Here is a 21949-nt window from a genome sequence, read left to right as displayed (position 1 = left end):
TCGTTAAAATCGAAGTCCACCAGGTTCCCCGGGGACCACGGGCCCGTGTCAGGCCGCGGTCTCTTGGTGGGTTTGTTGGGTCCTGGCGGTGGCCAGGTCTGCCGCTCGCCGGACCGAATCGGCGGAGGCGGCCAGCAGCGGCAGCCGGACGGCCGGGCTGGGGATACGGCCCTGGGCGTGCAACACCCCCTTGATCACGGTCGGGTTCGGCTCGGCGAAGAGCGCGGCGGACAGCCGGGCCAGCTCGGTTCCCAGCCTGCGGGCCGGTCCGGCGGCGTCACGCTGCCACAGCGAGATCAGCTCGGCGTAGTCAGCGGTGCGGACATTGGCCGACGCCAGGATGCCGCCGCGGGCGCCCGCCGCGAGCAGTGGCGAGATGACGGCGTCATCGCCGCCGAGCACCGCGAAGCCCGGGGTCGACGAGCCGAGCAGTTCCATCGCGGCTGCGTCGATCGCACCGGTCGCGTACTTGACCCCGACGACCTCCGGTAGGTGCCTGAGCGCCTTCAGCGTGCTGGTGCTGAGGGGCTGACCGGTGCGGTACGGGATGTCGTAGACGACCAGCGGCAGACCCCCGTGCTCGGCGAGTGCCGTGAAGTGCGCCAGCGTTCCCGCCTCGCCGGGCCGGGTGTAGGGCGGCGTGGGAACCAGCGCCGCGGCGACGTCACCGCTTTGAGCGAGCTCCCGCAGTGTCGTGATGGCGTCGGCGGTGTCGTTGGTGCCGACGCCGACGATCAGCGGAGCTCCGTGTGCCCGGCAGGCGGCCGAGCAGATGCGGACCACGGCCCGCTTCTCCTCGGTGGTCAGCGTGGCCGCCTCCGCGGTGGTGCCCAGGGCAACGAGTCCCCGAGCGCCGCCGGCCGACAGCGCCTCGTCGGCGAGGCAGGCGAGCGCGTCCGGGGCGAGGCGCAGGTCGTCGGTGAACGGAGTCACCAAGGGGACAAACAGGCCGGTGAGATTCGCTTCGGGCTTCATGCGCCCAGCCTGACCGACACAAACCCCGTAGATCCAGTTCATATTTCTTCGATTATACGTAAGCTGACCTTATGCTCGATGTTCGACGTCTCCACCTGCTGCGCGAACTGGACCGACGCGGCACCATCGCGGCCGTCGCCGAGGCGCTGACCTTCACCGCCTCGGCCGTCTCCCAGCAGCTGAGCGTGCTTGAGCGCGAGGCGGGCGTACCCCTGCTGGAACGAAGCGGCAGACGGGTGGTGCTCACCCCTGCGGGCCGCACCCTCGTCACCCACGCCGACGCCGTCCTCGAACGCCTCGAACTGGCGGTCTCCGAGCTGGCCGGGGCACGCGAGGGCATCGGCGGGCCGCTGCGGATCGGGACGTTTCCCTCTGGCGGCCCCGCGATCGTGCCCGCCACGCTGGCCGAACTGGCCCAGCGGCATCCCGCGCTGGAACCGATGGTGCAGGAGATCGACTCGGCGCGGGTCTCCGACGGCCTGCGCGCCGGTGAACTCGACGTGGCCCTCGTCCACGACTACGACTTCGTGCCCGCGTCACCGGACACCACGGTCGACCAGGTGCCTCTGTTGGAGGAGCCGATGTACCTGGCCACCGGCGGCGCCACCGACAGCGCTCCCGCTACCGGCCGCGTCGCCCGCGGCGACACGCTGGCGGAGCTGCTCGGACCGTGGGCCATGTCCCCATGGATCACGGCCCGGGACGGCACGACCGGTCACGCGATGGCCGTACGCGCCTGTCAGGCGGCCGGATTCCAGCCGCGCATCCGTCATCAGGTCAACGACTTCCGTACGGTCTTGGCACTGGCCGCCATCGGGCAAGGCGCCGGATTCGTACCGGAGATGGCCATCGCACACGCCCCCGAGGACCTGGTCCTGACCCGGCTGCCCCTCTTCCGCCGTTCGAGGGTCGCCTTCCGCGCGGGCGGCGGCACCCACCCGGCGATCGCAGCATTCGTGGCGGCGGCGCGAACAGCGGTGGGCGCCACGGGCCGTGCTCCTTGCTGATCGCTTCAGTGAGTTGAGTCGCGGGCCTGGTGCTCGGCGATCTTGTTCGGCAGTGTGTCCGGAGTGTGCTGATCTTGTTCCTGACGACCTGTGGGAGCGGGTGGCCCCGCTGCTGCCGCCGCTCCCGAACGGTGCCGCCGCTACCCCGGTCGGCTGCGTGGTGCCGACCGGGCAGCACTCGCCGGCGTCATGTACGTGCTGCGGACCGGTGTCGCGTGGCGCGATGTCCCCGCAAAGACCGTGGCCTGCTCCGCAGTGACGGCCTGGCGTCGGCTGCGGGACTGAACCGAGGCCGGCGTCTGGCCACGCCTGCACGCCGCCCTGCTGGCCGAGCTTCGGCGCGCCGACCTGCTTGGGCCTGGACGACTGCTCCGTGGACGGGAGTGTCTAATCAACGGCGGATCTGACGATCAAGGAGAAGCGTCTGATGACGGAGACCGCCGTGGAGAACGAGCAGGCCGAGCGGGTGGTTGAGGCACCGTCGAGTGCGGTGTCGGACGAGCAGCTCGTTGCGATGCTGGTTGACCGGGCCCGGAACGAGGGGCTGCAACTGACCGGCGAGGGCGGACTGTTGCAGCAGCTGACCAAACGGGTGCTGGAGTCCGCCCTGGAAGGCGAGATCACCGACCACGTCGGCTACGAGAAGCACGATCCGGCCGGGAAGAACAACGGCAACAGCCGCAACGGCACCCGGGCCAAGACCGTGCTGACCGACGTCGGCCCGGTCGAGGTGAAGGTGCCCCGCGACACCGCCGGCAGCTTCGAGCCGCAGATCGTCAAGAAGCGGCAGCGCCGCCTGACCGGCGTCGACGAGATGGTGCTGTCGCTCTCGGCGAAGGGCCTCACCCATGGGGAGAACTCCGCTCATCTCGCCGAGGTCTACGGGGCGGAAGTGTCCAAGCAGACCATCTCCACCATCACCGACAAGGTCATGGACGGCATGGCCGAATGGCAGAACCGCCCCCTCGACCGCGTCTACCCCGTCCTGTTCGTGGACGCCATCAACGTGAAGATCAGGGACGGGCAGGTCGCGAACTGTCCGGTCTACGTGGTGATGGCGGTGACCGTGGACGGCACCCGCGACATCCTCGGCATCTGGGCCGGCGACGGCGGCGAGGGCGCGAAGTACTGGCTGCACGTGTTCACCGAGCTGAAGAACCGCGGCCTGGACGACGCGTTGATGCTGGTCTGCGACGGTCTCAAGGGGCTTCCCGAGGCCGTGGAGACCGTCTGGCCTCGCACGATTGTCCAGACGTGCGTGGTCCACCTGCTGCGGAACTCGTTCCGATACGCCGCCCGCCAGGACTGGGACAAGGTCGCCAAGGCCCTCAAGCCCGTCTACACCGCACCCAGCGAGGACGCGGCCACAGAACGGTTCCTGGAGCTCCAGGAGGCGTGGGGGCAGAAGTATCCGGCGATCATCAAGCTGTGGTCGGACGCCTGGGCCGAGTTCGTGCCCTTCCTCTCCTTCGACGTCGAGATACGCAAGGTCATCTGCAGCACCAACGCGATCGAGAGCGTCAACGCCCGCATCCGCAAAGCCGTCCGGGCCCGCGGCCACTTCCCCAACGAGGCCGCCGCCCTCAAATGCGTCTACATGGCGCTGATGAGCCTGGACCCGACCGGCAAGGGCCGCAAGCGGTGGACCATGCGCTGGAAGGCACCCCTGAACGCGTTCCAGATCGCCTTCGAAGGCCGCCTGACCCCGAGCAACAACTGACCACTCAACAACCAAGATCAGCCGTTAAATTGACACACCCGCGGCGTACTCGCGACCGTGGAACACGGCGCAGGCCCCCACCACCCGGCACCGGTGGTGGGGGCCTGCGCCGTGATGCCAGAGCATGTTCGACCGAGGCCAGGAGCCCCCATGATCTACCAGCGCATGCCGAGTTCATCGAGGTCGGCTGTCCAGGACCGGTGTTTGTGATCAGAAGCGGCTGGTGTGGCCTGGGCTGATCAGTTTGTTGTGCGGCTGCGGTCTGGCCGTGCGCGTGCCTCGGTGGCTGTGACGATCACGGGACCGGGCCGATGGTGGTCTTCCGAAGTGCAGCTTTGTCAGGTAGCGGTGGTGGTGATCAGGTTGTGTCATCTGCGCTGTGCATGGTTCATGTTCAGTGATCGTTGGAATGCGGTGGCATCTGGACGCCCGCACCGTGATTCTGGCGTGGGTCACCGCCGACACCTGGTCCGGTTTGCCTCGACGCCCCGTTCCCCGTCACCGGCTACCGCTCCACCCCTCACCGTCCACGAGGTGCCCGGCGAGCCGGAGTCGTCCCGGGTCGAATGGGCCGGCGTCTTCACCCCAGCTGGCGTCGGCGACGAGGAGGCCGTGGCCCTCTTCCACGGCATCGACGCCGAGGGCCTCGACGCGCTCCTGCGCACGGTCACCGACGCCTGACCGCATCGCCCCGTACGCCGGGCACCGAAAGGGCTGTGGGGAAAGTCAGTGACATCCCTCACGTGCCCGGTCCCCATCAACGTGCCGCGATAGTACGTGGCGTGTGGCCGACATAGGCGGATCTGGCATATGGAAGCAGGCATACGCGGCACCTCGGCCGGGGTCACCGGCCCGGGTCACCGGCCTCGAGCCGCGGACCGCCTCTGCCGTCCTTCTGACGGAGTGTGAGGCACCGTCGGCGTCCGGCGCGGCGGCCCGGCATAATCCCGGGCCGGATTCAAGGGTGCCCTCGCCTACTAGGCGAGGTAGTGGAAGCCCCCGTTGCCGTGCCCTCACGCGGCTTTTAACAATGACGGCCCCGCAAGGCGTCCCCGCAGGTCAAGCGCAGTGTCTGTGCGAAACCGAGCCCGCCGGAGGCGCAAGGAGAGTCGACCGAACGAGGTCCGCATGAGGAACCACCGGAAGCACCGCAGAAAGACGCGCCGCCGGCCCATAGCCGTCGCCGTCCTGGCGATGAGCGCGGTGGCGGTGCCGTCGGCCGCCATGGCGTGCATGGGCGACGGAGGAGCCGAGGCCATCACCGCCGCGTCCAGCGGTCCCTGGACGGACGGGAGGAAGACGTCCTGGGACGGGCACCGGGGGCGGGACATCCGGACCGCGAAGCCCACGGCGACGGCTTCGCCCTCGGCCTCGCCGACGACCTCTCCCGGGACTGCGGCGCTCGCCCCGGAGAAGCCCAAGGCGCCCGTCTCGAAGACGACTGCCCCGCCCGCCCCGACGAGGACCACCGCCGCGCCGAAGCCGACCGCCGCGCCCCCCTCGAGGACCACCGCCGCACCGAAGCCGCCCGCCACCACGGCCCCCGCCGGCACGGCGGCCCCCGCCGTCGCCCGCGTGGTCGCCCTGGTCAACAGCGAGCGCGCCAAGGTCGGTTGCTCCCCGGTCACCCTGAACGCGAAGCTCTCGCAGGCCGCCCAGGCCCACAGCGCGGACATGGCGAGCCATAACACCATGTCACACACCGGTTCCGACGGGTCCGACCCGGGACAGCGGATCACGCGCGCGGGCTACCTCTGGAGCACCTACGGAGAGAACGTCGCGTACGGGTACTCCACGCCCGGGCAGGTCATGGCGGGCTGGATGGCCAGCGCCGGTCACAAGCGCAACATCCTGGACTGCGGCTTCAAGGAGATCGGTGTGGGGGTGGCGCAGCCCGGCAACTACTGGACGCAGGACTTCGGCACGGTCCGCTGACGCTCACGGGGCCCACGCCCCTCACGGCCCGCCGACCATCACGCCGGCCGCGGCCGCTCCGCTCGCTCCGGAGCGGCCGCGGCGGGCGTGGGTGCCGTTCTGTCCAGGGCGTAGGTGCTGCGCGAGTCCGGGTCGCCAAAGAAGAAGTAAACGTGAGGGCCGTGATGGTGGGCACCGAAGAAACCCGGCTGGTCGTGGTTCGCGGCAATAGCGCCTCAGAGAAGTCGTCCGTCGCGGCCGGCCTGCGTGAGCGGTTCGGCCGCGGCCTGGCCCTGGTCGGCCACGCGGGGGAGGAGCGGGTAGTGCCGCCGCCACTCCTCCAGCGCCGGTTCCTGGACAGTCGGCCGGGACCACGGGCACGTAGCGGTGGAGGCGCTCGTACGCGGTCAGTTTGTCGGCGAGGCGTTCGGGGCCCATGGTGGCCCGGTCGACTTCGACGAACGCCCGCAGCATCGACCCGTTGTCGCCGTGGGCGGGGCCGCGCTGGTAGTACAGGAGGGCGTCGGGGATGACGGCCCCGCCGCTCCTGATCGGGTGGTGGACCTCGCAGATCCAGTCCAGCGGCTCGCACACATCGCCGCGGCGGCGGGCGTCCTCGAGGAAGACGAGCGCGGTCTCGGTCAGCGTGCGGCCGGCCTTCAGCCGCACGGCGGTCGGATCGGACACGGTCCTGGAGGGCCGGTGCCCGCGCAGCTCGGGCCACTCCAAGGCGAGTTGCACGCCGTACTGGGTGGGGAACCACACCCAGGTCCGTCCGGCCTGCGGCAGGGTGATGCGGTCGACCAGCCCCTCACTGCGCAGTCTGGCCAGCCTGCGCCTCGTCTGCTCGATGCGCACCGAAGGGGCGATCACCCGGTGCATCTGCGCGGTGGTGGCCATCCGGTACTGCGTCAGCACGCCCAGCGCCATCCGGTCTCCGCTGCCCGCGTCTACGCCGATCATTACGGATCTGCTCGCTTCCCGTCCGGTGCGGCACCGGCCTGCCTGGCACCGCGCGTACCGGTCACGGCAGCAGTCGGCCCCGACCAGAGCCCCGACCAGAGCCCCGACCACGAAGGCCCGACCACGGTCACGAAGCGACAACGCCTCCGTGGACCAGGCCCACATCCCCGCCGACAACCCGTCCGGCAACCGTTCGCGCCCTCTGCCGGGCCTGCTCGCGAATCCGCAGGTCACCACGCTGGTCCGGGCGTGGTCGGGAGGCCGACATCCCCTCTACGCCCCGAGTCCACGCCCCACAGCAGGAAGAACAGAGAAGTGGGTGGGTGGGAAAGGCCCCGGGCGGCGGGCGGGGGGATCGGGCGCCGCTGGTGTTGCTCGCGCGACGGCGGGGCCGCCGCGCCAATCCGCCGCCGACGGAGCGGCGGCGGATTGCGGGGAGTGGTGTGGCCGTCGGCACGCTGGCTACCAGAGCGGTTTCCCGGCGTCGGCAGTAGCCGGAGTCGGCCTTACTCGGTGGCCGCGGCGCGCTTCTGCTTCGCCTGCCGCTTGGCCGGCGGTGGTGGTTCTTCGCCGGAGGCGCCGTTGTTCATCCGGGCACTGGCTTCCAGGACCTGGTCGATGATGCGGCGGCGCATCTCGCTCTCGGGGTCCTCGCCCAGGTTTTGGGCCAGGCGCTCCGCGGTCAGGTAGTAGCCGGTCAGGACCGGCTGCTCGAAGTAGCGGTTGAGCCGGCTCAGCGTCTGCCCGTACATCTGCAGATAGGTGCGGTTGAGGAAGGCGGAGAGCGCCGCGGCGACACCCGCGATGGCGGCGACGAAGACCTTGGTCTGGCCGTTGGCGAAGTACAGGACGGCGGCGAAGCAGCCCACAATCACCAACAGGCCCAAGGCCATCGCCCGTTGCGAGGACCGGAAGGACCGGTCTGCTTGATCGGTGGCGATCCGGTGGTATTCGTCGATCTGGGACTGGTTGAGTTCCAGGAGCGTGGCCAGGGGCGTGACGGTCTTGAGGTCCGCGAGCTTCTGCGCGTCGATCTCCTTCTGCAGCTCGGCTGCCTCTTCAGCCGCCTGTAACTGGAGATCTTCCCGGCGGATCTGTTTGACCAGCAGGTAGATCGCGATCCCTGAGACCGCGGTCACTGTGACGCCTGTCAGGATCCACAGCCATAGCGGCACCGCGGCCACGCCACCTTGGCCGATGCCGCAGATCACCACAGCGGCAATGATCAACAAAGGGAAAGGGGGACGGTTGGGAGCCTGGTCGGCGGTAGCGGCCGCCGGTTGTGCGTGCGCTCGGCAAGGAACCCCCTGGACTTCTGCGTACGGCGCCACGGCCGTGCAGTGATCAGTTCAACCGGGTGAGTGTGGCAGCCCGCCATCGCCCCGCCCAGCATGTGACCAGCCAACTACGGCAGCACAGAGGCTGAACCGGCCATGTCGGCGGGGCACACAGATGGCCGCTGCGTACGCAGACGTCGACCGCCAGGTGCTCGAGGAAGAGCTTGGCCACTTCGCCGCGATATTTTTCGGAGTTCGGCGGTCTGCGGATGTCGAGAACGTGCCACCGGCTCCGTCCCGGGGACATCAGTGGCCGCCACCGGCCGCACGAGGAAGAAGGAGAAACCGGCATGGCGATTCAGCGTATGGACAACGTCGGCATCGTCGTCGAGGACATGGATGCCGCCATCGCGTTCTTCGTGGAACTCGGTATGGAGCTGGAGGGCAGGGCGGAGGTCGAGGGCCTCGTCGCCGACCAGTGCACCGGACTCGACGGCGTCCGCTGTGATATCGCGATGGTCCGGACCCCGGACGGTCACAGCCGGCTCGAGCTGGCGAAGTACCGCAGCCCCGCGGTGATCAGCACCGGGCCGCGCAACCGGCCGCACAACATTCTGGGCACGCACCGCGTCATGTTCGCCGTCGACGGCATCGAGGACACCGTTGCCCGCCTGCGCACCCACGGCGCCGAACTCGTCGGCGAGATCGCCCGGTTCGAGGACAGCTATCTGCTCTGCTACGTCCGCGGCCCGGAGGGCATCATCGTCGGACTGGCCGAGCAACTGCGCTGAGAAGGAGGAACCGGACCATGCAGCCGAACGAGATCATCGAGGTTCTGAACCGCCCGATCAGCCAGGGGCTGCTGGCCCGTGACGTGACCCGCCTGGCCTGCGTCGCCAAGGACGGACCCCGCGCAGCGTACCGATCGGCGCTGTCAACTTATCGAGTGCGTCGTCGGGTGAAGGTGGGCCGGGGTGTGGTGGGCCGGGTTGCGGTTATGTGTTCAGGCCGCAGCGGGCTGGCTGGTGACTCCGGTTACCTGGTCCCAGATCGCGAAGCGGATGGCCATCTCGGCCCGGTTGCGACCTCTCGGCTTGGGGTCGGTAGTGGTGAGAGTCGGTGGTGCTGGTCTGGTGGTGTGTTGTGTCGGTGCTGGTCAGTGGGGTGTTGGGGCGGGATCGGCACTGTCATGAGGTGAGAGGTTGGGGGTGGGTGTTGCTGTCGTGGGGCTTTATCTCATGGCAGCTGATGCTGTCTCAGTTTCGTGGGTTCTGATGCGGTGAGGTGGGTGGGGCCGGTGTGATGGTGGGGTGGATCAGGGTGTAGGAGCCGGCCGGGGGGCTGTGCTGCCGAGGGTGTTGGTGGTGCGTCGTTTGCTGGAGCGGCAGCAGGCGGGGGAGTTGTCGACGCGGCATGTGCGTGCGGTCGCTGAGGTGGTGGGTGCTTCGGAGCGTACGGTGTGGCGCTGGCTGGAGCAGGCGAAGGCGACGGGGCGTGTGGAGGCGCCGGTCCGGCGGGGGTATGCGGTGTCAGACGAGGTGTGGGCGCTGCTGGGCGAGGTGGGAGGGAACGTCGCTGAGCTGAGGCGCCGGCTGACCGCTGCAGGTGGCGGGGGTTCGGTGCCGTCGGCGTCGACATTGCACCGGGTGATCCGCAGGGACCGTCGGGCGGGGCGGGCTTTGCTGACTGGGCGGGAGCCTGAGGTGGCCGGGTCGCGCCGACCGGATCCCCTCAGCGAGCTGGGCCTGGACGTGGTGGCCGAGAAGGGTGGCGGTGGGCAGGTGTTTCTGCGGGAGCAGAAGCATCTGGCGCAGGTCCCGGTCCTGGTGCCGGGCGCGCAGGTGGTGCACACGCCTGCTGTGCGGTCGGTGCTGCGGACGGTCGCGCACGCGGCCGCGGTGGGTGCGGTGGTGTGTTTGTACGGCGATGCCGGCCAGGGCAAGACCGTCGCGTTGCAGTACGCCCTGTCCCAGCTGCCGCACCCGGCCAGGGTCCGCCGGGTCCACGTCGGTGTGCACCCGACGGTTCCCGAACTGCGCCGGGTACTCGCGGACGCCCTCGAGCTGGGCAGGCGTCTGCCGCGCGGGGCGGGGGAGGCCGACCTGATGCTGGTGAACGCGTTGAGACAGCCCCGCGTGCTGGTACTGGACGAGGCACAGCGCCTTCCGGGACCGGCGCTGGAGTTTCTGCGCGGGCTGTGGGACCACCCGGACACGGACACGGCACTCGTGCTGGCGGGGGCGGGCAGCGAACGGGCGCTGCGCCGGGTGCCCGCGCTGGCCTCTCGGGTGCTGACCTGGGAGTTGGTGCCTCGTCTTCGCCCGGGCGAGGTGGCAGCGGCGATGGCGGCCTTCCACCCGCTGTGGGAGGAGGTGGCCGAGGTTGATGTCGTGTGGGTGGACGAGCATGTGGGCCACGGCAATTTCCGGACCTGGGCGAAGCTCACCTCGCACCTGACCGCCGAGATCTACGGCAAGAGCCGTGCGGTAGTGGACCGCCGGATGCTGGAACGGGCCTGCGCACGGCTCATGGGGCCGCTGTGACCGGCGCCTTGGGGCCGGGAGAGGGCGCTGCTCGCTCCGGCGTGCACGGGGACGGGCGGGGAGGCCTGCCTTCTTCCTCCCTGTCGGCGCTGCGTGGTCCTGCCGTGCGCCGGCTGCTCGCCCTGCGGCAGGAACAGAAATTGACCACCCGTCATGTACGGCTGATGGCGGAGTCGTTGGAGGTGACGGAGCGCACGGTGTGGCGGTGGCTGGCCGCCGCCGAGCGCGACGAGTCCGCGGCCGCGGAGCCCGGGGCACGGGCCCAGAGCAAGGACCGCTTCACCGTCACCTCGGAGGTGCGCCGCCTGCTGGCCTTGTGGAAGGGCAACGTCGCGGCGGTCCATCGTGAGCTGACCGCTCGCGCGGTCAGGGGTGAGGGAGAGCCGCCTCCGTCGATTCCGACGCTGCACCGTGCGATCCAGCGGGACCTGACGCCGGGGGAGCGGGCCGGACTCGCGAAAGGCGAGCGGGCGGCGCGCAAACACGATGTGTTCCTGGCCCGGCCGCGGGGTTGGCGCAACCAGGCATGGGAGACCGACCACATGCAATCCCCGGTGCTGGTCGACGTCGACGGCAAGGCCCGCAGGCCGTGGATCACCTGGTTCACCGACTGCGCGACGAACGCGATCACCGGCGTCGCCGTCACGCCGGTGCATCCGTCGCGGGAATCGGTGCTGGCCGCGCTGCGCTCCGCGGTCCTGCGCGAGGACCCCTACGGCCCCTTCGGTGGCCTGCCGGAGAAGGTGCGTGTGGACCGTGGCAAGGACTTTCTGTCCAGGACGGTGACCGCTGCGTTCGATCTGTTGGATGTGACGGTGGAGGATCTGCCCGCCTACACCCCTCACCTCAAGGGCACCGTGGAGGGCCTCAACCGGGCAGTGGAGAGCATGTTCCTGGCCGCGCTGCCCGGCTATGCTCGCCAGCCGCGCCCCGGCAAACGGGCTTCTCGCCCGGCGGGCGAAGTGCTGCTCGGTTTCGAGGACTTCACCGCCCGGCTGCTGGATTGGACGCTGTGGTGGAACACCGAGCATCGCCCCGCGCCCTTGCGGGGCAAGACTCCGCTTGAGGCGTGGCAGGACGATCCCACCCCGCTGCGGGACGTGCCCGCGGCAGATCTGTGGACGTTCACCCTGGAGGACGCCGGCACCCGCACACTGACCACCCGCGGAGTCCGCTTCAGGAAACGCGACTACGTGAGCGCGTGGATGACCGGTCAGGCCGGGATCCAGGTCCGGGTCCGTTTCATGCCCCACCACGATCACCGGATCGAGGTCTACCATGCGGCCACCGGCCGTTACCTGGGGTCTGCGGACCTGGCCGATCAGGCCACCGAGGAACAGGTCAGCGCCGTACGGCGGGCGCGGGCCGCTCGCTCCCGCCGTCTGAAGAAAGACCTGGAGGCTTCCCAGCGCGAGCGCTACGCCGCCGCCACCCAGCCCGAGGCGCCCCGGCGGCTCGGCGTGCTGACCACCGCGCAGGCCGAGGCCGAACTCGCCCAGTCCGCCGGCACCGCCCTGTCGGATCTGGCGATGCCGGACCTCATTCCGCCCGCCGCGCCCCCGGCCGACTGGCGTACCCCGCCTTCCCTCGTCACCCGGACCGCGCCCGGCCGGCCTCCTCCCGTTCCGTCCGAACCTGCCCCCGGGCGCCCGCCCGGACCGGCTGAACAGACCACTGAAGACGGAGATGCCTCGTGAGCGCGGCCACCTACCAGTACGTCGACCTGCCCGATGCATCGGTGGTCACCACCCGGGCCCTGCTCACCGCCCGGGACAACATCTCCGACACGGTCGCCGCCCGCGCGATGATGTGCATCCACGGCGGTGCCGGCTTCGGCAAGACCCTCGCCGTCAACATCTGCTTGCGCGCACTCGAACCGCACGAGGATGTCCGCAAGATCACCTTCCGTGCACGTCCTACGGCCCGCGCGGTGCGCTACGAGTTGTTCACCGCGCTCGACCTGGCCGGTGAACCACCGCGCCACCCCAGCGAGTTCGACCGCCTGCTGAAAACCGCGCTGGCCGAACGCCCCCGCACCTTCCTGGTCGATGAGGCTCAGTGGCTCAACGGGGAGGCGTTCGAGTATTTCCGTTACCTGTGGGACGAACCCTCAACCCAGCTCGCGATCATTTTCGTCGGTGGGGAGGGCTGCCACACCGTGCTGCGCCGCGAACCGATGCTCTCCTCCCGCATCTTCATCTGGCAGCACTTCACCCGCCTCACCCCCAGCGAGGTCCTGGAGGCCATTCCCCTGTTCCACCCGGTCTGGGCCGACGCCGATCCCGACGACATCACGTTCGCCGACCAGCATGCCGCACACGGCAACTTTCGCGCCTGGGCCCAGCTGACCGCCCACACCCGTACCGCCCTGGCCCGCACCGGCCGCTCCCGTGTGGATCAGGAGCTGCTGCGCTGGGCCTTCAGCCGCCTCGCCTGACCACCACGCCGCCATGCCGCCCGCCGTGCCATCGTCCGTCGCCGTGGTCATCGACCCGGGCGACGATGCGGTTCACACGCACACCGCCCTGGCCGCCCACCATCCGCCCTCCGGGCGGATCACCCTGCACCCCGGCCCGGGCAGCACCAGCGAGACCGGCCTCGCCCACGACCTTCTCGCCGCTCTGGGCAAACCGCCCCTGCTCCCGGGGCGTTTCCCCGCCGGCCGTCAGCCCGCCTGGGAAGCCGCCACCGCCTGGATCACTGCCCTGCCCGTCACCCGGCTGACCGTCCTGCGCGCCCACCGCCTCACCGCCCGCCGCACGATGCGCCTCCTGCAGATGCGCGCTCTCACCGGCATCCACCTGACCCTGGTCTGCCACCGCCCCCATCTGCCCGCCGCCCTGCACCAGGCGCTGCAGACGGCCGACTACTGCGTCACCGCCGACTTCCAGGCCGCCCGCCGCCACTACTACGGCACGACCGCACCCGTACCCTCGCCTGCCGCCGAGTCCGCCCGGCCGGCAGACCGGTGGCTCACCCTGTCCGTGCTGGACCGCCTCGTCTCCTACGACAGCCCCGCTCCCTGCACCGCCCCGTGCACACCGCCGCCGATCACCTTCCGGCACCGCCCGCCACCGACACCCCTCACCGAGCAGACAGCCCGGAAAGTCGCCCGGCGCCTGGCCGCCGTGACCGCCCACCCCCGCCTGGCCGCCGCCCTCGCCGCCGCGCTCTTCACCGGCGCCTCGTTCCAGCAGCTCGCCACCGCCCGCCCCGGCGACTACGACGACGCCGCGGCCGCCCTGGCCCTGCATGACCGCGCCCGCTACACCGACGGCTGCGCCTCGCACCGGGTGCCGCCGTGGGCGCGCGTCTTCCTGAAAGCCGCAGTGTGCTTCGCCCGGCTCGCGCCGGGCCAGGGCCAGCATCTGCTGGCCGGCCCTCACGACCGCACTCACCTGCTGCGCGTGGCCGAGGCGGCCAGGATGCGCCCGACCCAGCCGCCTGTCGGTCAGCGCACCGGCCCTGTCGGCCGCATCCAGTGGGGCTGGCGCGAACGAAAGGAAGCACAGTGCTACGACACGATGCTGACACGGCACCAGCTCCCGCCCTCGTCCTGAGCCCGAACCAGGTGCACGTCAGTCGATGGAGAAATCAGCGAACTCCACATCGGTGAAGGCGATCCCGAGACCGTGGGCACGCAGGCCTCCATCACGGAAGTAGGCATGCCCCAGCGCTCGGGCGAGGATCACCAGCTGCTGCTGCTCGCCTCCGCCGGTGTCCCGGGCGGCGAACAGCTCGCGGGCCACTTCTCCCGACAGGTACTGGGTGATCAGCCGTACTCGTGGATCGTCCGATGATCCTGCCGGAGCGGCGAAACCGAACCGCGCCCTGGTGTGGAAGACAAACCCGTCGGCTTCGGCCCGGGTCCGTCGGCGGGCGCGCACCCGTGGCTGCCACCGTGCCCTGACGGCCTCATCGATCAACCCCGCATGCACAGCACCGGGACGGCGGCGCATTCCCGGCCGGGTGGTGACCCACCGCTGTACCGTGCGCTGGGAGATCCCCAGGAGGACAGCCACGTTCTTCGTGGAGCCCTTCTCTGCCTTGAGCAGGAAGCGCACAGCGGTGTCACCGGTGGGAACGGGACGGGTCAGCAACGCTCGTTCGAGTCCTTTGACGATCTCACCCATGCCCGCCCCCGAGCGTTCTCCACCGCGATGGCTGGTGCACGGCGGCTGTCTGCTCTCCCAGATCTCTCACACCAAGCCGCTCTCCCTGGCCAGTTCAGGCATAGCCGAGACACCACCGCGGACCCTCGGCTAGAGAGCCTGTAGCAGCCCAAGCCCGAGGGCGCCCTACGGGAGCAACCGTGAACCCTCAATCGCCGTTTACGGCGTCCGTACGCGTTTGGTACGCGAAATGTGCGCTTAACGCTAGGGTCGGGGCAGGAGGTGCTGCATGTCCGAGCTGTTCGACGCGGTCGACGCGCTCATCGCGTCCCGCTCCCCGTTGCCGCCCCCGGCGGAGCGCAAACGGCTGCGCCAGGCGCATGGCCTGACGCTGGACGAGGTGGCCGCCGCACTGCAGGTGCGGCGGGCGACGGTCAGCGGCTGGGAGGCCGGCAAGACCGAGCCGCGGCCGCCGGAGCGCGATGCCTACGCCCGCATGCTCAAGCAGCTCGCCCAGCTCTACCCCGCCAAGGCTCCGGTGCCCTCTGAGGACACGGCGGTCCCCGAGACGCCTGCCCTCCCAGCCGCTCCTGCGCCAACGGGAGCTGAACCGGCCAAAGCCCGCACCGAACCCACAGGCCCGATCCCAGAGCCTGCTGCTGAGAACACCGCACTGCGCCCCGCCGCTGTGCCGCATCCGGCGGCCACGACCAGGCCGACGTCGCGTCGGCCGCCCGCGCGTAAGGCCGCCCCCGCTGGCACCCCAGCCGGTGGTGCCGATGCGCGGTTCGAGAACGGGCCGCTCACGGTCGTCGACGTCGAAGACGGTCAGGCGCTGGCGTACTGCGTCGGCGGCTTGGTCCTGGACGTACCGGCGAAGTCGATTGCGGCCCTGGTGGAGTGGACGCTTGGCGAAGGGCGGCTCGGCCAGCCGAAGTTGTCCGGGCCGGGCAAGGACGCCGACCCGCTGATCGTGCTGACCGGGGCCGCGTGCGAGCACTACGACCTGCCCGTCACGCTCACACAGCAGGAGCGTCTGGCCGGCCGGATCCCGGAGGGCCACAAGGTCATCAAACAGCTGACGCGCGCCGACTGGCAGCTGACGAAGCGCGGGTTCGGGCCGTGGGCGAGGATCTACCGCCCCGCGCAGGGCTCAGAGCGCTCCTGCGTGCAGTTGTGCATTCCGTCGTGGGACGCGCTGGACACCCGGCACTGGGGCGACGCCGCCCAGCTGCCGCCGGCGGATCTGGCCCGGCTGCTGGGCACGTATGCGGCCCGGGTGATGACGCCGCGCGGCTCGACCGCCGTCACGGGCCTGGAGCTGATGACCGCGCTGCATCCGCCGACCCGCGCCTCCGAGCCCGACGCCGACGGCAAGCGGCACTCCGAGCACAACCCCGGCTCGCTGGGGAAGGATCCGGTGGACTGCGCGCCGTGCGAGGCTCCCGACGGGCATCCGTTGCTCGCCGATCTGCCGCGTTTTCACCAGCGGACCCCGGCTGAGGTCCTGGTGGAGGAGGCGTACGACTGGGCGCGCCCGCTCACCGACGCCGAGTGCCTGCGCCGCAACCTGGTGGGCATCGACGTGAACATGGCCTTCGCCGCCGGCGCGAACGGCCTCACAGTCGGCCTGGGCGAGCCGACGCACGTCAAGAACCCCGTCTTCGACGCGAAACTGCCCGGCTCCTGGCTGGTCGACCTCAGCCATGTCGACCTGTCCCGCGTGAAGGTAGCCAAGGACAAGTGGGCGCAGCTGAACAGCGAGCTGCTGCCCAGTCCGTTCACGCCGAAAGGCGAGCGGCCCGAGGGGCCGGCTTGGTACGCCACACCGACCGTGGCGTACGCGGTGGAGCTCGGCTACGAGGTGCGCCCGGTCGAGGCGTACGTCCGCCACGGCAACGGCCGTTACCTGGACGCCTGGTACAACCGGCTGCGCGATGCCTACCTCGCCACGATGGCCGACCTCGGGGTGAGCGCGGACCTGCCTCCGGAGGAGTTCTTGAAGGCGATGGAGGGCTACCGGCAGCGTGACCCTCAGCTGGCGATCGTGGTGTCTGCGGTCAAGGCGACTGTGAAGGGCGGCATCGGCAAGCTGCGCGAGCGCCCGCGCGGGGAGGGCTGGAAGCCCGGGCAGCCGTGGCGGGCCCTTGCCCGGCCGACGTGGCGCCCGGACATCCGCGCCGCCGTCATCTCCCGGACCCGGATCAACATGCACCGCAAGATCGTCAAGCACGCCGCCTTCACCGGGCAGTACCCGGTCGCGGTCCTCTCGGACTGCGCTGTCTACGCGTCCGACGGGCCGTCGCCGCTGGACTTCCTGCCCTACCGGGACGGCAAGCCGCTGCCCGGCGGCTTCAAGCTCGGCGTGAACCCCGGGCTGGTCAAGTGGGAGGGCACCCAGAGCGTGCTGTGGGGCGAGGGTGTCCGCGAGCAGTTCAACGCCCCGGAACTCAACCTCGCCCGCTACATCAAGGACGGCACCGTCACCGACCAGGACACCGGGGAGTAGGTAGAGCGCGATGAGCCTGTTCGGCAACGGCCTGGACGCCGCGGTGCACAAGGCGTTCACCCGCCCGACGCCCAAGAGCGCCGGCGCACAGATGCGGTACCTGGTCAAGCAGCTCAAAGGCACCAAGGCGGTCGCCCAGATGCTGCGCATCTCTCAGCGCACCGTCGAACGGTACGTCAAAGACCAGATCAAAAAGCCCCGTCCGGACCTCGCCGCCCGCCTGGAGAACGAGGTGAAGAAGCGCTGGCAGCCGCAGATCCGCGCCAAGGCACGGCAGAAGGCGGCGACCACCGGCGGCATCGTCATCGACACCCGCGCCCGGATCGGCTACACCGCGCCGATCGGCACGACGGACGAGGACCGCCTCCGGCACCTGACGGTCGCGCTGCCGCCGCAGTACGCCGCCCGTCTCTTCGACGCCCATGAGCAAGGCGCCACCGACCAGCAACTCCAGCAGATCGCCGCCGAAGCACTCAAGGAGGTGTACTTCCAGGACGGCGGCCGCCGCGCCGGCCAGCTGGAGGAGGTCCGTTTCACCGACGTCGAGCACCTTGAGTTCGACCTGTAGATGGATGGACGGGCCGGGCAGAAACACCTTGTTGTGACTGAGCGCTTCAGTTGGCGGGTGAGCGATCGAGCTGGCGGGTTGAGCGATCGGTGGCGGCGCAGGAGACAGTCGCAGGCTGCCGCTTCGTCACGGCTCCTGGGCAGGCCAAGACGCGGCCAGGGCGCGGTAATCGGCGAAGCGGGGGCCAGGGACCGTCTCCCGCGTCGGCTCACCGTTCAGCCAGCAGATCTGCCGGGTAGCCTCCTCGGTGTCGAGCACACAGCACACTCCGCCGCTGGCAGCGGTGAGGCCGGTGAACACCGCTCTGATACTCGCGGACCGCTCGAACGCCAGGCTCATACCAGTTGTGGCCGCGGTGAAGTCCAGCGATGCGTAGCCGGGGTGCCATCTGGTCGCGCACCTGACCGTGAGGTAGACGTACCCGACCGGGATCCTCCCGCGCTCGGCGCGTTCCCAATCATGGGGCTTTGCGAACTCGCGCATCGCGTCGTCATCGACGCCGACCATGATCGTGGTGTCGAGGTCCAGCGTGCCGCCCGTGGAGCAGTCGACCGGCCCGCTCTCGTAGTGTGAGGTGAACGGAAGGGCAACCTCGTCACCGCCGGGCAGAGTGACTGTGACCGGTGGCCGTCGGCTGGTCGTCGGCGCCAGCGCGGCGAGCTCGGTCAGGGCGCGCGTGACATTCCGGGCAGGAACGAAGACCTCGTAGCTGTAGTCGATCCCCATCAGCACTCCACCTCTCTGCGGGTCGAGCCGGATAGTCCCATGACATGCCCGCCCGGGTCTCGGACATTTGGCCGTGAAGACGACGCCAGTCCGCCTCCCGCTGATCGACGCATCCCTACATCGTTCTCGTACCCCAGCAACCGGGCCTCGTCCGAGCCGGCTGGAACGGCGATGCCGTGCCGGCAGTGCTCAACTCGCCAAGTGAAGCGCTCAGTCACACTTGTTCGGCCACACGAGACTTCTACGCCCAGCGCATGCCGATCGCGGACAGCTGCTCCACGCGCTCCGGGGTGAGCGTCGCGGCCCTGCTCCGCTGGTTGCCGATCCATGCTCCGAGCCGGAGCTCCCGCTCCTCCTGGTCCTCGCCGACGATCCGCTCGACGTGCTTCCTCGGCACGCGAAGGTGCCCTTCGCGTTCGTAGAACTGCTTGGCGGCCGCATAGTTCATGGCCCACTTGTCGGCCTGTGTGCGGCGCGGCTGGGGCTTCTCGTCCTCGGTGGCGGGTGTGATCCCGAGGATGTGCTCGCACATCCACTGCTGGACGCCGGTGAGTTTGTCCCAGCCGAAGCGCACCGTCTTGACCCATCGCCCGAGGTCCTCGCCCTGGCGTACGACGATGCCCGGCTCGGTGGGCAGCTCGCCGCCCTCCTCGAGGTGCTGTCGGGTGAGGTGGAAGGCGCGCTGCCACTCCACCGGCCAGGTGGGGCACCACGACGGGTTGATCTCCTCCAGTTGCTCGCGGCGCTCTTCCGACAGGGCGCCGGCCGACGACTGGACGGGCAGTCCCTCGGCACGCCGTTGCTCGATCTCGGTAGCCTTCCGCGCGGCGGCCCTGGCGTTCTTCAGAAAGATCCCCACCTTCGCCCCCTGGTGCGTGGCGTCGAGCGGGGCGAGCGCGTGCCCGTGTTCGGCGGCCCACCCGCGAACGGCGGCCAGGCCCTCCTCCCACGCGACGTCGAAGTGCGACCAGACCATGCCGAGCTTCTCCAGCTGCTCGATGCGGTCCTCGTCCATGTCCTGGCGGGCGTAGAACCTCCTGTTGTCGGCGATCCATTGCCCCAGCGGGAAGTTGGCGAGGGAGGCCGGCCATCCCTCGGCTTCCGCCTCCTCACCCGTCGGCACGCGGTACGTGAACGGGACCTTGAGGTCCCCGTGCTCGCGGGCGTAGATGACGGCGGCCTCCACGCCGCGCCGCCAGTGCTCGTGCTCGGGGTTGAGGACCCGCAGGTTGATGAACGCGGCCAGCTGCGCCGGGTCACGCGGTGTGGAGAACTTCAGCAGCGCCTTCGCCGAAACCGAAGTACCGCCCTCACCCGCGCCGTTCTCCTTGCCCTTCTCGCGCGTCTGGACACCCCTGGAGCGGCTTTGGGTCTGCTGCTCGGCCAACTGCTCGACGATGCGGGCGTCGTGCGCGCGTAGGGCCTCCAGGAGCTTCGCGAGGCCGCCAAATGCCCGGGAGGTGAGCATGTTGTCCGCCGTCTCCCCGGGCGCCAGCAGCACGGGCACGACCAGCGAGGCCACCTTGCCCTCGCCGGGTTGCATCCGCAGCGCCCGCCCCACGGCCTGGACCAGGTCCGGCATCGAGCCGCGCACGTCCGCGAAGTACACAGAGTCACAATTTCGGGTGTCGACGCCTTCGCCCAGCACTTTCACCGAGCTCAGGAAGCCCTTCGCCACGACCGTGCCGTCCGTGGCGATGCCGTCGGCGAACTCCCCGAGAACCCGCCGCCGGTGGAGGGGCTTGTGGTCGCCGCACAGCCAGTCCGCCCAGATCGTGGCCGGGTACAGCTCCGGGTCCGCGTCGTGCAGCTGCGCGGCGACATCGGGAAGGCCGGCCGCGAAAGCCTCGGCTTCCTTCACCACGTGGTGGAAGGTGAGCGTGCGGCTAAAGCCCTCCTCCGAGGCCGCCTTCACCAATGCCGTCTGCAGCGCGGCGAGGCGGGCCCCACGCACCTGGTCCGACCGGCCCTCGGCACCGAGCAGCATGGCGGCCTGAAGCTGGGTGTCGGTGATGTCCACGCACACCACCTGGTACGGGGCACAGATGCCCCTGTCGATGGCGTCCGACAGCGTCAGGGTGAAACACCTGTTGCCGAACGGCGAGTTGGGGTCGTCTTCCATGCTCGCCACCAGCTCGCCCGGCGCGCCCTGCTCGGAGTCCTCGTCCAGCTGCCACAGCCGGGGCGTGGCGGTCATGTAGAGGCGGCGCAGGGACGGGATCTTCTGGTTGTTGTGGACGACCGCCCACGGCTTCCCGATCCGGCCCGAGGTCCGGTGGGCTTCGTCCACGACGATCAGGTCCCAGCCCGGAAGGCCGGCGGCGTGGGCGCGCTCGAGGGTGCCGAGCCCGAGGGAGGCGTACGTGGCGAACACGGTCACCTTGTCGAACGGCCGCACCCAGGCGACCAGCTCGTCCACGTCCGTGGTGTTGGGGAAGCCCGCCTCGTCCCCGCGGAGTGAGGACACCCCGATCATCGGGCCTGTGCGTCCGCCCTCGCGCCAGGAAGCCTCGGTCTGGGCGAGCAGATCCAGCGAGGGCACGAGCACCAGGACGCGGCCCGCGCGGAGCTCCTCAGCGCTCCGGGTGGCCACGAGGCTCTTGCCGGATCCGGTCGCCATGATCACCTGAGTGCGAAGGCCACCCTCCGGCACAAGAGATCTTGCAGGCAATTCGAAGGCACGCAGTACCGCGTCCACGGCCTCTCGCTGGTGGGGGCGGAGTTTCATTGCTGCCATTTCGGTCTGCCTTCTTCTGTAGGCCGGTGGAAGCTCTGACGTGCCAGGACCGGGGAAACCTGTATGCAGACGGTGTGTTACCGGCTGCGGTGAGTCCACCGCGACGGATTACAGCATCCGCTCAGATGTGAGAGGGCGTGATCAAAATGGTTCCGACCCCTCAGCCGTGCCGCTATCCGAGTCCAGAGTCTATCCAAGCATCAAAATGAAGCACAAGAATGAATCAGATGTGCACGCCTCTCAGCGAGCCCTGAAGGCGATAGGTGTATAGCGGTGACATAGGGTCTGTCCACTGCAACGGGACGGGGGCAGCAATGAAGCGGCGTTCGACAATCTCGGTCCTACTCTGTCTTGGTGCGGGCCTTCTCGCCGGATGCTCCCCCTATGAATCGGAGGCCGGGCACGTCACCCGTACCGACCTGGTCGGCCACTGGCGTGCCAGTGGCTTGTGCGACTCCTCCCTGACGCTCGAGGAGGACGGTTCGGCGGAAGTGAAGCGATGGCCGATGGACTTCGACTACATGAATGGCCGCATCACTCAGAGAGAGAGCGGCAAGGCGGCTTGGACGCTGGGCAGTTTCCGGGGTGAGCAGTCCTTCAGAGTAGAGACGGAGAGCGCGAACGAGCTGCTGATGCTGCTAGAGGACGATGGCCGGCTCGTCCTTCTTCAGATACCGGGAAGGGACCCGGACAACAGCATCGGATGCCGTTTCAAGCGGATCGATCGTCAGAAGTTCAACTGACCCCACCGGCACTCACCATGCCAGCCGCCGGCCCGCATTAGCGGGCCGCAGAGGAGTGGAGGCGTAGCCCGAAGGACTGTCAGGCGGGGGAGCGCAGCGGACCCGCCCGGAGTCTGAAGCGAAGCGGAAGACTCCTGCGGGGGACGAAGTCCCCC

At 69.7% G+C, this 21949-nt stretch carries 18 protein-coding genes and 3 pseudogenes; 15 read left to right on the top strand and 6 right to left on the bottom strand.

What is annotated here, in order from left to right; genetic code table 11:
• Positions 1–48: 48 nt before the first annotated feature.
• On the bottom strand, positions 49–975 hold the full coding sequence (gene dapA, locus IEZ21_RS45785; RefSeq protein ID WP_246568930.1) for a 4-hydroxy-tetrahydrodipicolinate synthase: 927 nt from the start codon (positions 973–975) through the stop codon (positions 49–51).
• Positions 976–1046: 71 nt separating this feature from the next.
• On the opposite strand from dapA, the gene IEZ21_RS45780 reads away from it, so the two are divergent.
• The 6 genes and pseudogenes from IEZ21_RS45780 to IEZ21_RS48320 form a co-directional block, all read left to right on the top strand.
• Positions 1047–1982 carry a LysR family transcriptional regulator gene (locus IEZ21_RS45780; protein ID WP_189327727.1) on the top strand — a complete coding sequence of 312 codons (936 nt, stop codon included), beginning with the start codon at positions 1047–1049 and terminating at the stop codon, positions 1980–1982.
• Between the two features lie 52 nt (positions 1983–2034).
• Positions 2035–2367, top strand: a pseudogene (locus tag IEZ21_RS45775) (transposase); the annotation flags it as partial.
• Positions 2368–2496: 129 nt separating this feature from the next.
• Positions 2497–3702, top strand: a complete 1206-nt coding sequence (locus IEZ21_RS45770) for an IS256 family transposase (RefSeq protein ID WP_246568932.1) — start codon at positions 2497–2499, stop codon at positions 3700–3702.
• A 534-nt stretch (positions 3703–4236) separates the two neighbouring features.
• Complete coding sequence (locus IEZ21_RS45765; RefSeq protein WP_373302385.1) at positions 4237–4383, top strand: hypothetical protein; 147 nt, start codon at positions 4237–4239, stop codon at positions 4381–4383.
• 447 nt (positions 4384–4830) lie between these two features.
• Positions 4831–5637, top strand: coding sequence for a CAP domain-containing protein (locus IEZ21_RS45760; protein ID WP_189327725.1), 807 nt, complete (start codon positions 4831–4833; stop codon positions 5635–5637).
• A 164-nt stretch (positions 5638–5801) separates the two neighbouring features.
• Positions 5802–5942 (top strand): annotated as a pseudogene (locus IEZ21_RS48320) (kinase); the annotation flags it as partial.
• 118 nt (positions 5943–6060) lie between these two features.
• On the opposite strand, the pseudogene IEZ21_RS48315 reads toward IEZ21_RS48320, so the two are convergent.
• Both IEZ21_RS48315 and IEZ21_RS45750 read right to left on the bottom strand, forming a co-directional pair.
• Positions 6061–6498, bottom strand: a pseudogene (locus IEZ21_RS48315) (replication-relaxation family protein); the annotation flags it as partial.
• Positions 6499–7085: 587 nt separating this feature from the next.
• Entirely contained in the window at positions 7086–7793 is a 708-nt protein-coding gene (locus IEZ21_RS45750; RefSeq protein WP_213089435.1) for a TRADD-N-associated membrane domain-containing protein, read from the bottom strand.
• Between the two features lie 413 nt (positions 7794–8206).
• On the opposite strand from IEZ21_RS45750, the gene IEZ21_RS45745 reads away from it, so the two are divergent.
• From IEZ21_RS45745 to IEZ21_RS45725, 5 genes are all read left to right on the top strand, one after another.
• Positions 8207–8647: a VOC family protein gene (locus tag IEZ21_RS45745; protein WP_189327723.1), complete on the top strand. Its 441-nt coding sequence runs from the start codon at positions 8207–8209 to the stop codon at positions 8645–8647.
• A 573-nt stretch (positions 8648–9220) separates the two neighbouring features.
• Positions 9221–10399 (top strand): AAA family ATPase, encoded by a 1179-nt coding sequence (locus IEZ21_RS45740; RefSeq protein ID WP_189327722.1) that lies wholly within the window; start codon positions 9221–9223, stop codon positions 10397–10399.
• 104 nt (positions 10400–10503) lie between these two features.
• Positions 10504–12096 (top strand): TnsB C-terminal domain-containing protein, encoded by a 1593-nt coding sequence (locus IEZ21_RS45735; RefSeq protein WP_189327738.1) that lies wholly within the window; start codon positions 10504–10506, stop codon positions 12094–12096.
• Positions 12093–12836, top strand: a complete 744-nt coding sequence (locus IEZ21_RS45730; protein WP_189327721.1) for an AAA family ATPase — start codon at positions 12093–12095, stop codon at positions 12834–12836. Before IEZ21_RS45735 ends, IEZ21_RS45730 begins: the two co-directional genes overlap by 4 nt.
• Before the next feature lie 25 nt (positions 12837–12861).
• Positions 12862–13959: a hypothetical protein gene (locus tag IEZ21_RS45725; protein ID WP_246568928.1), complete on the top strand. Its 1098-nt coding sequence runs from the start codon at positions 12862–12864 to the stop codon at positions 13957–13959.
• A gap of 18 nt (positions 13960–13977) precedes the next feature.
• On the opposite strand, the gene tpg (IEZ21_RS45720) is transcribed toward IEZ21_RS45725, so the two are convergent.
• A complete protein-coding gene (gene tpg, locus IEZ21_RS45720; protein ID WP_189327720.1) occupies positions 13978–14532 on the bottom strand; it encodes a telomere-protecting terminal protein Tpg in 555 nt (184 codons plus the stop codon).
• Here tpg (IEZ21_RS45720) and IEZ21_RS48580 point away from each other — a divergent pair.
• The 3 genes from IEZ21_RS48580 (at position 14531) to tpg (IEZ21_RS45710) (ending at position 17588) form a co-directional block, all read left to right on the top strand.
• Positions 14531–14665 (top strand): hypothetical protein, encoded by a 135-nt coding sequence (locus IEZ21_RS48580; RefSeq protein WP_281399768.1) that lies wholly within the window; start codon positions 14531–14533, stop codon positions 14663–14665. The genes tpg (IEZ21_RS45720) and IEZ21_RS48580 overlap by 2 nt on opposite strands.
• A gap of 135 nt (positions 14666–14800) precedes the next feature.
• The gene (tap, locus tag IEZ21_RS45715) at positions 14801–17020 is read left to right on the top strand and encodes a telomere-associated protein Tap (RefSeq protein WP_189327719.1); all 2220 of its coding nucleotides are present in this window, start codon (positions 14801–14803) and stop codon (positions 17018–17020) included.
• A 10-nt stretch (positions 17021–17030) separates the two neighbouring features.
• Positions 17031–17588 (top strand): telomere-protecting terminal protein Tpg, encoded by a 558-nt coding sequence (tpg, locus tag IEZ21_RS45710; RefSeq protein WP_189327718.1) that lies wholly within the window; start codon positions 17031–17033, stop codon positions 17586–17588.
• Positions 17589–17714: 126 nt separating this feature from the next.
• On the opposite strand, the gene IEZ21_RS45705 is transcribed toward tpg (IEZ21_RS45710), so the two are convergent.
• Both IEZ21_RS45705 and IEZ21_RS45700 read right to left on the bottom strand, forming a co-directional pair.
• Entirely contained in the window at positions 17715–18314 is a 600-nt protein-coding gene (locus tag IEZ21_RS45705) for a hypothetical protein (protein WP_189327717.1), read from the bottom strand.
• 241 nt (positions 18315–18555) lie between these two features.
• Positions 18556–21051: a DEAD/DEAH box helicase gene (locus IEZ21_RS45700; protein WP_246568927.1), complete on the bottom strand. Its 2496-nt coding sequence runs from the start codon at positions 21049–21051 to the stop codon at positions 18556–18558.
• A 314-nt stretch (positions 21052–21365) separates the two neighbouring features.
• Here IEZ21_RS45700 and IEZ21_RS45695 point away from each other — a divergent pair, with 314 nt between their 5' ends.
• Positions 21366–21794, top strand: coding sequence for a hypothetical protein (locus IEZ21_RS45695; protein ID WP_189327716.1), 429 nt, complete (start codon positions 21366–21368; stop codon positions 21792–21794).
• The last annotated feature ends 155 nt before the right edge of the window (positions 21795–21949 follow it).

Source organism: Streptomyces flaveus (assembly GCF_014647675.1).
Taxonomy (GTDB): Bacteria; Actinomycetota; Actinomycetes; order Streptomycetales; family Streptomycetaceae; genus Streptomyces; species Streptomyces flaveus.
The sequence above is the reverse complement of the archived record's forward strand: the minus strand, read 5'-3'. Positions and strand labels throughout refer to the sequence as shown.

Excerpts from the sequence above, each read along its gene's own strand:
- dapA (WP_246568930.1), bottom strand. The coding sequence starts at position 975 with ATGAAGCCCGAAGCGAATCTCACCGGCCTGTTTGTCCCCTTGGTGACT.
- IEZ21_RS45780 (WP_189327727.1), top strand. The coding sequence starts at position 1,047 with ATGCTCGATGTTCGACGTCTCCACCTGCTGCGCGAACTGGACCGACGC.
- IEZ21_RS45770 (WP_246568932.1), top strand. The coding sequence starts at position 2,497 with ATGCTGGTTGACCGGGCCCGGAACGAGGGGCTGCAACTGACCGGCGAG.
- IEZ21_RS45760 (WP_189327725.1), top strand. The coding sequence starts at position 4,831 with ATGAGGAACCACCGGAAGCACCGCAGAAAGACGCGCCGCCGGCCCATA.
- IEZ21_RS45745 (WP_189327723.1), top strand. The coding sequence starts at position 8,207 with ATGGCGATTCAGCGTATGGACAACGTCGGCATCGTCGTCGAGGACATG.
- IEZ21_RS48580 (WP_281399768.1), top strand. The coding sequence starts at position 14,531 with ATGCCCGCCCCCGAGCGTTCTCCACCGCGATGGCTGGTGCACGGCGGC.
- tpg (WP_189327720.1), bottom strand. The coding sequence starts at position 14,532 with ATGGGTGAGATCGTCAAAGGACTCGAACGAGCGTTGCTGACCCGTCCC.
- tap (WP_189327719.1), top strand. The coding sequence starts at position 14,801 with ATGTCCGAGCTGTTCGACGCGGTCGACGCGCTCATCGCGTCCCGCTCC.
- tpg (WP_189327718.1), top strand. The coding sequence starts at position 17,031 with ATGAGCCTGTTCGGCAACGGCCTGGACGCCGCGGTGCACAAGGCGTTC.
- IEZ21_RS45705 (WP_189327717.1), bottom strand. The coding sequence starts at position 18,314 with ATGGGGATCGACTACAGCTACGAGGTCTTCGTTCCTGCCCGGAATGTC.
- IEZ21_RS45700 (WP_246568927.1), bottom strand. The coding sequence starts at position 21,051 with ATGGCAGCAATGAAACTCCGCCCCCACCAGCGAGAGGCCGTGGACGCG.
- IEZ21_RS45695 (WP_189327716.1), top strand. The coding sequence starts at position 21,366 with ATGAAGCGGCGTTCGACAATCTCGGTCCTACTCTGTCTTGGTGCGGGC.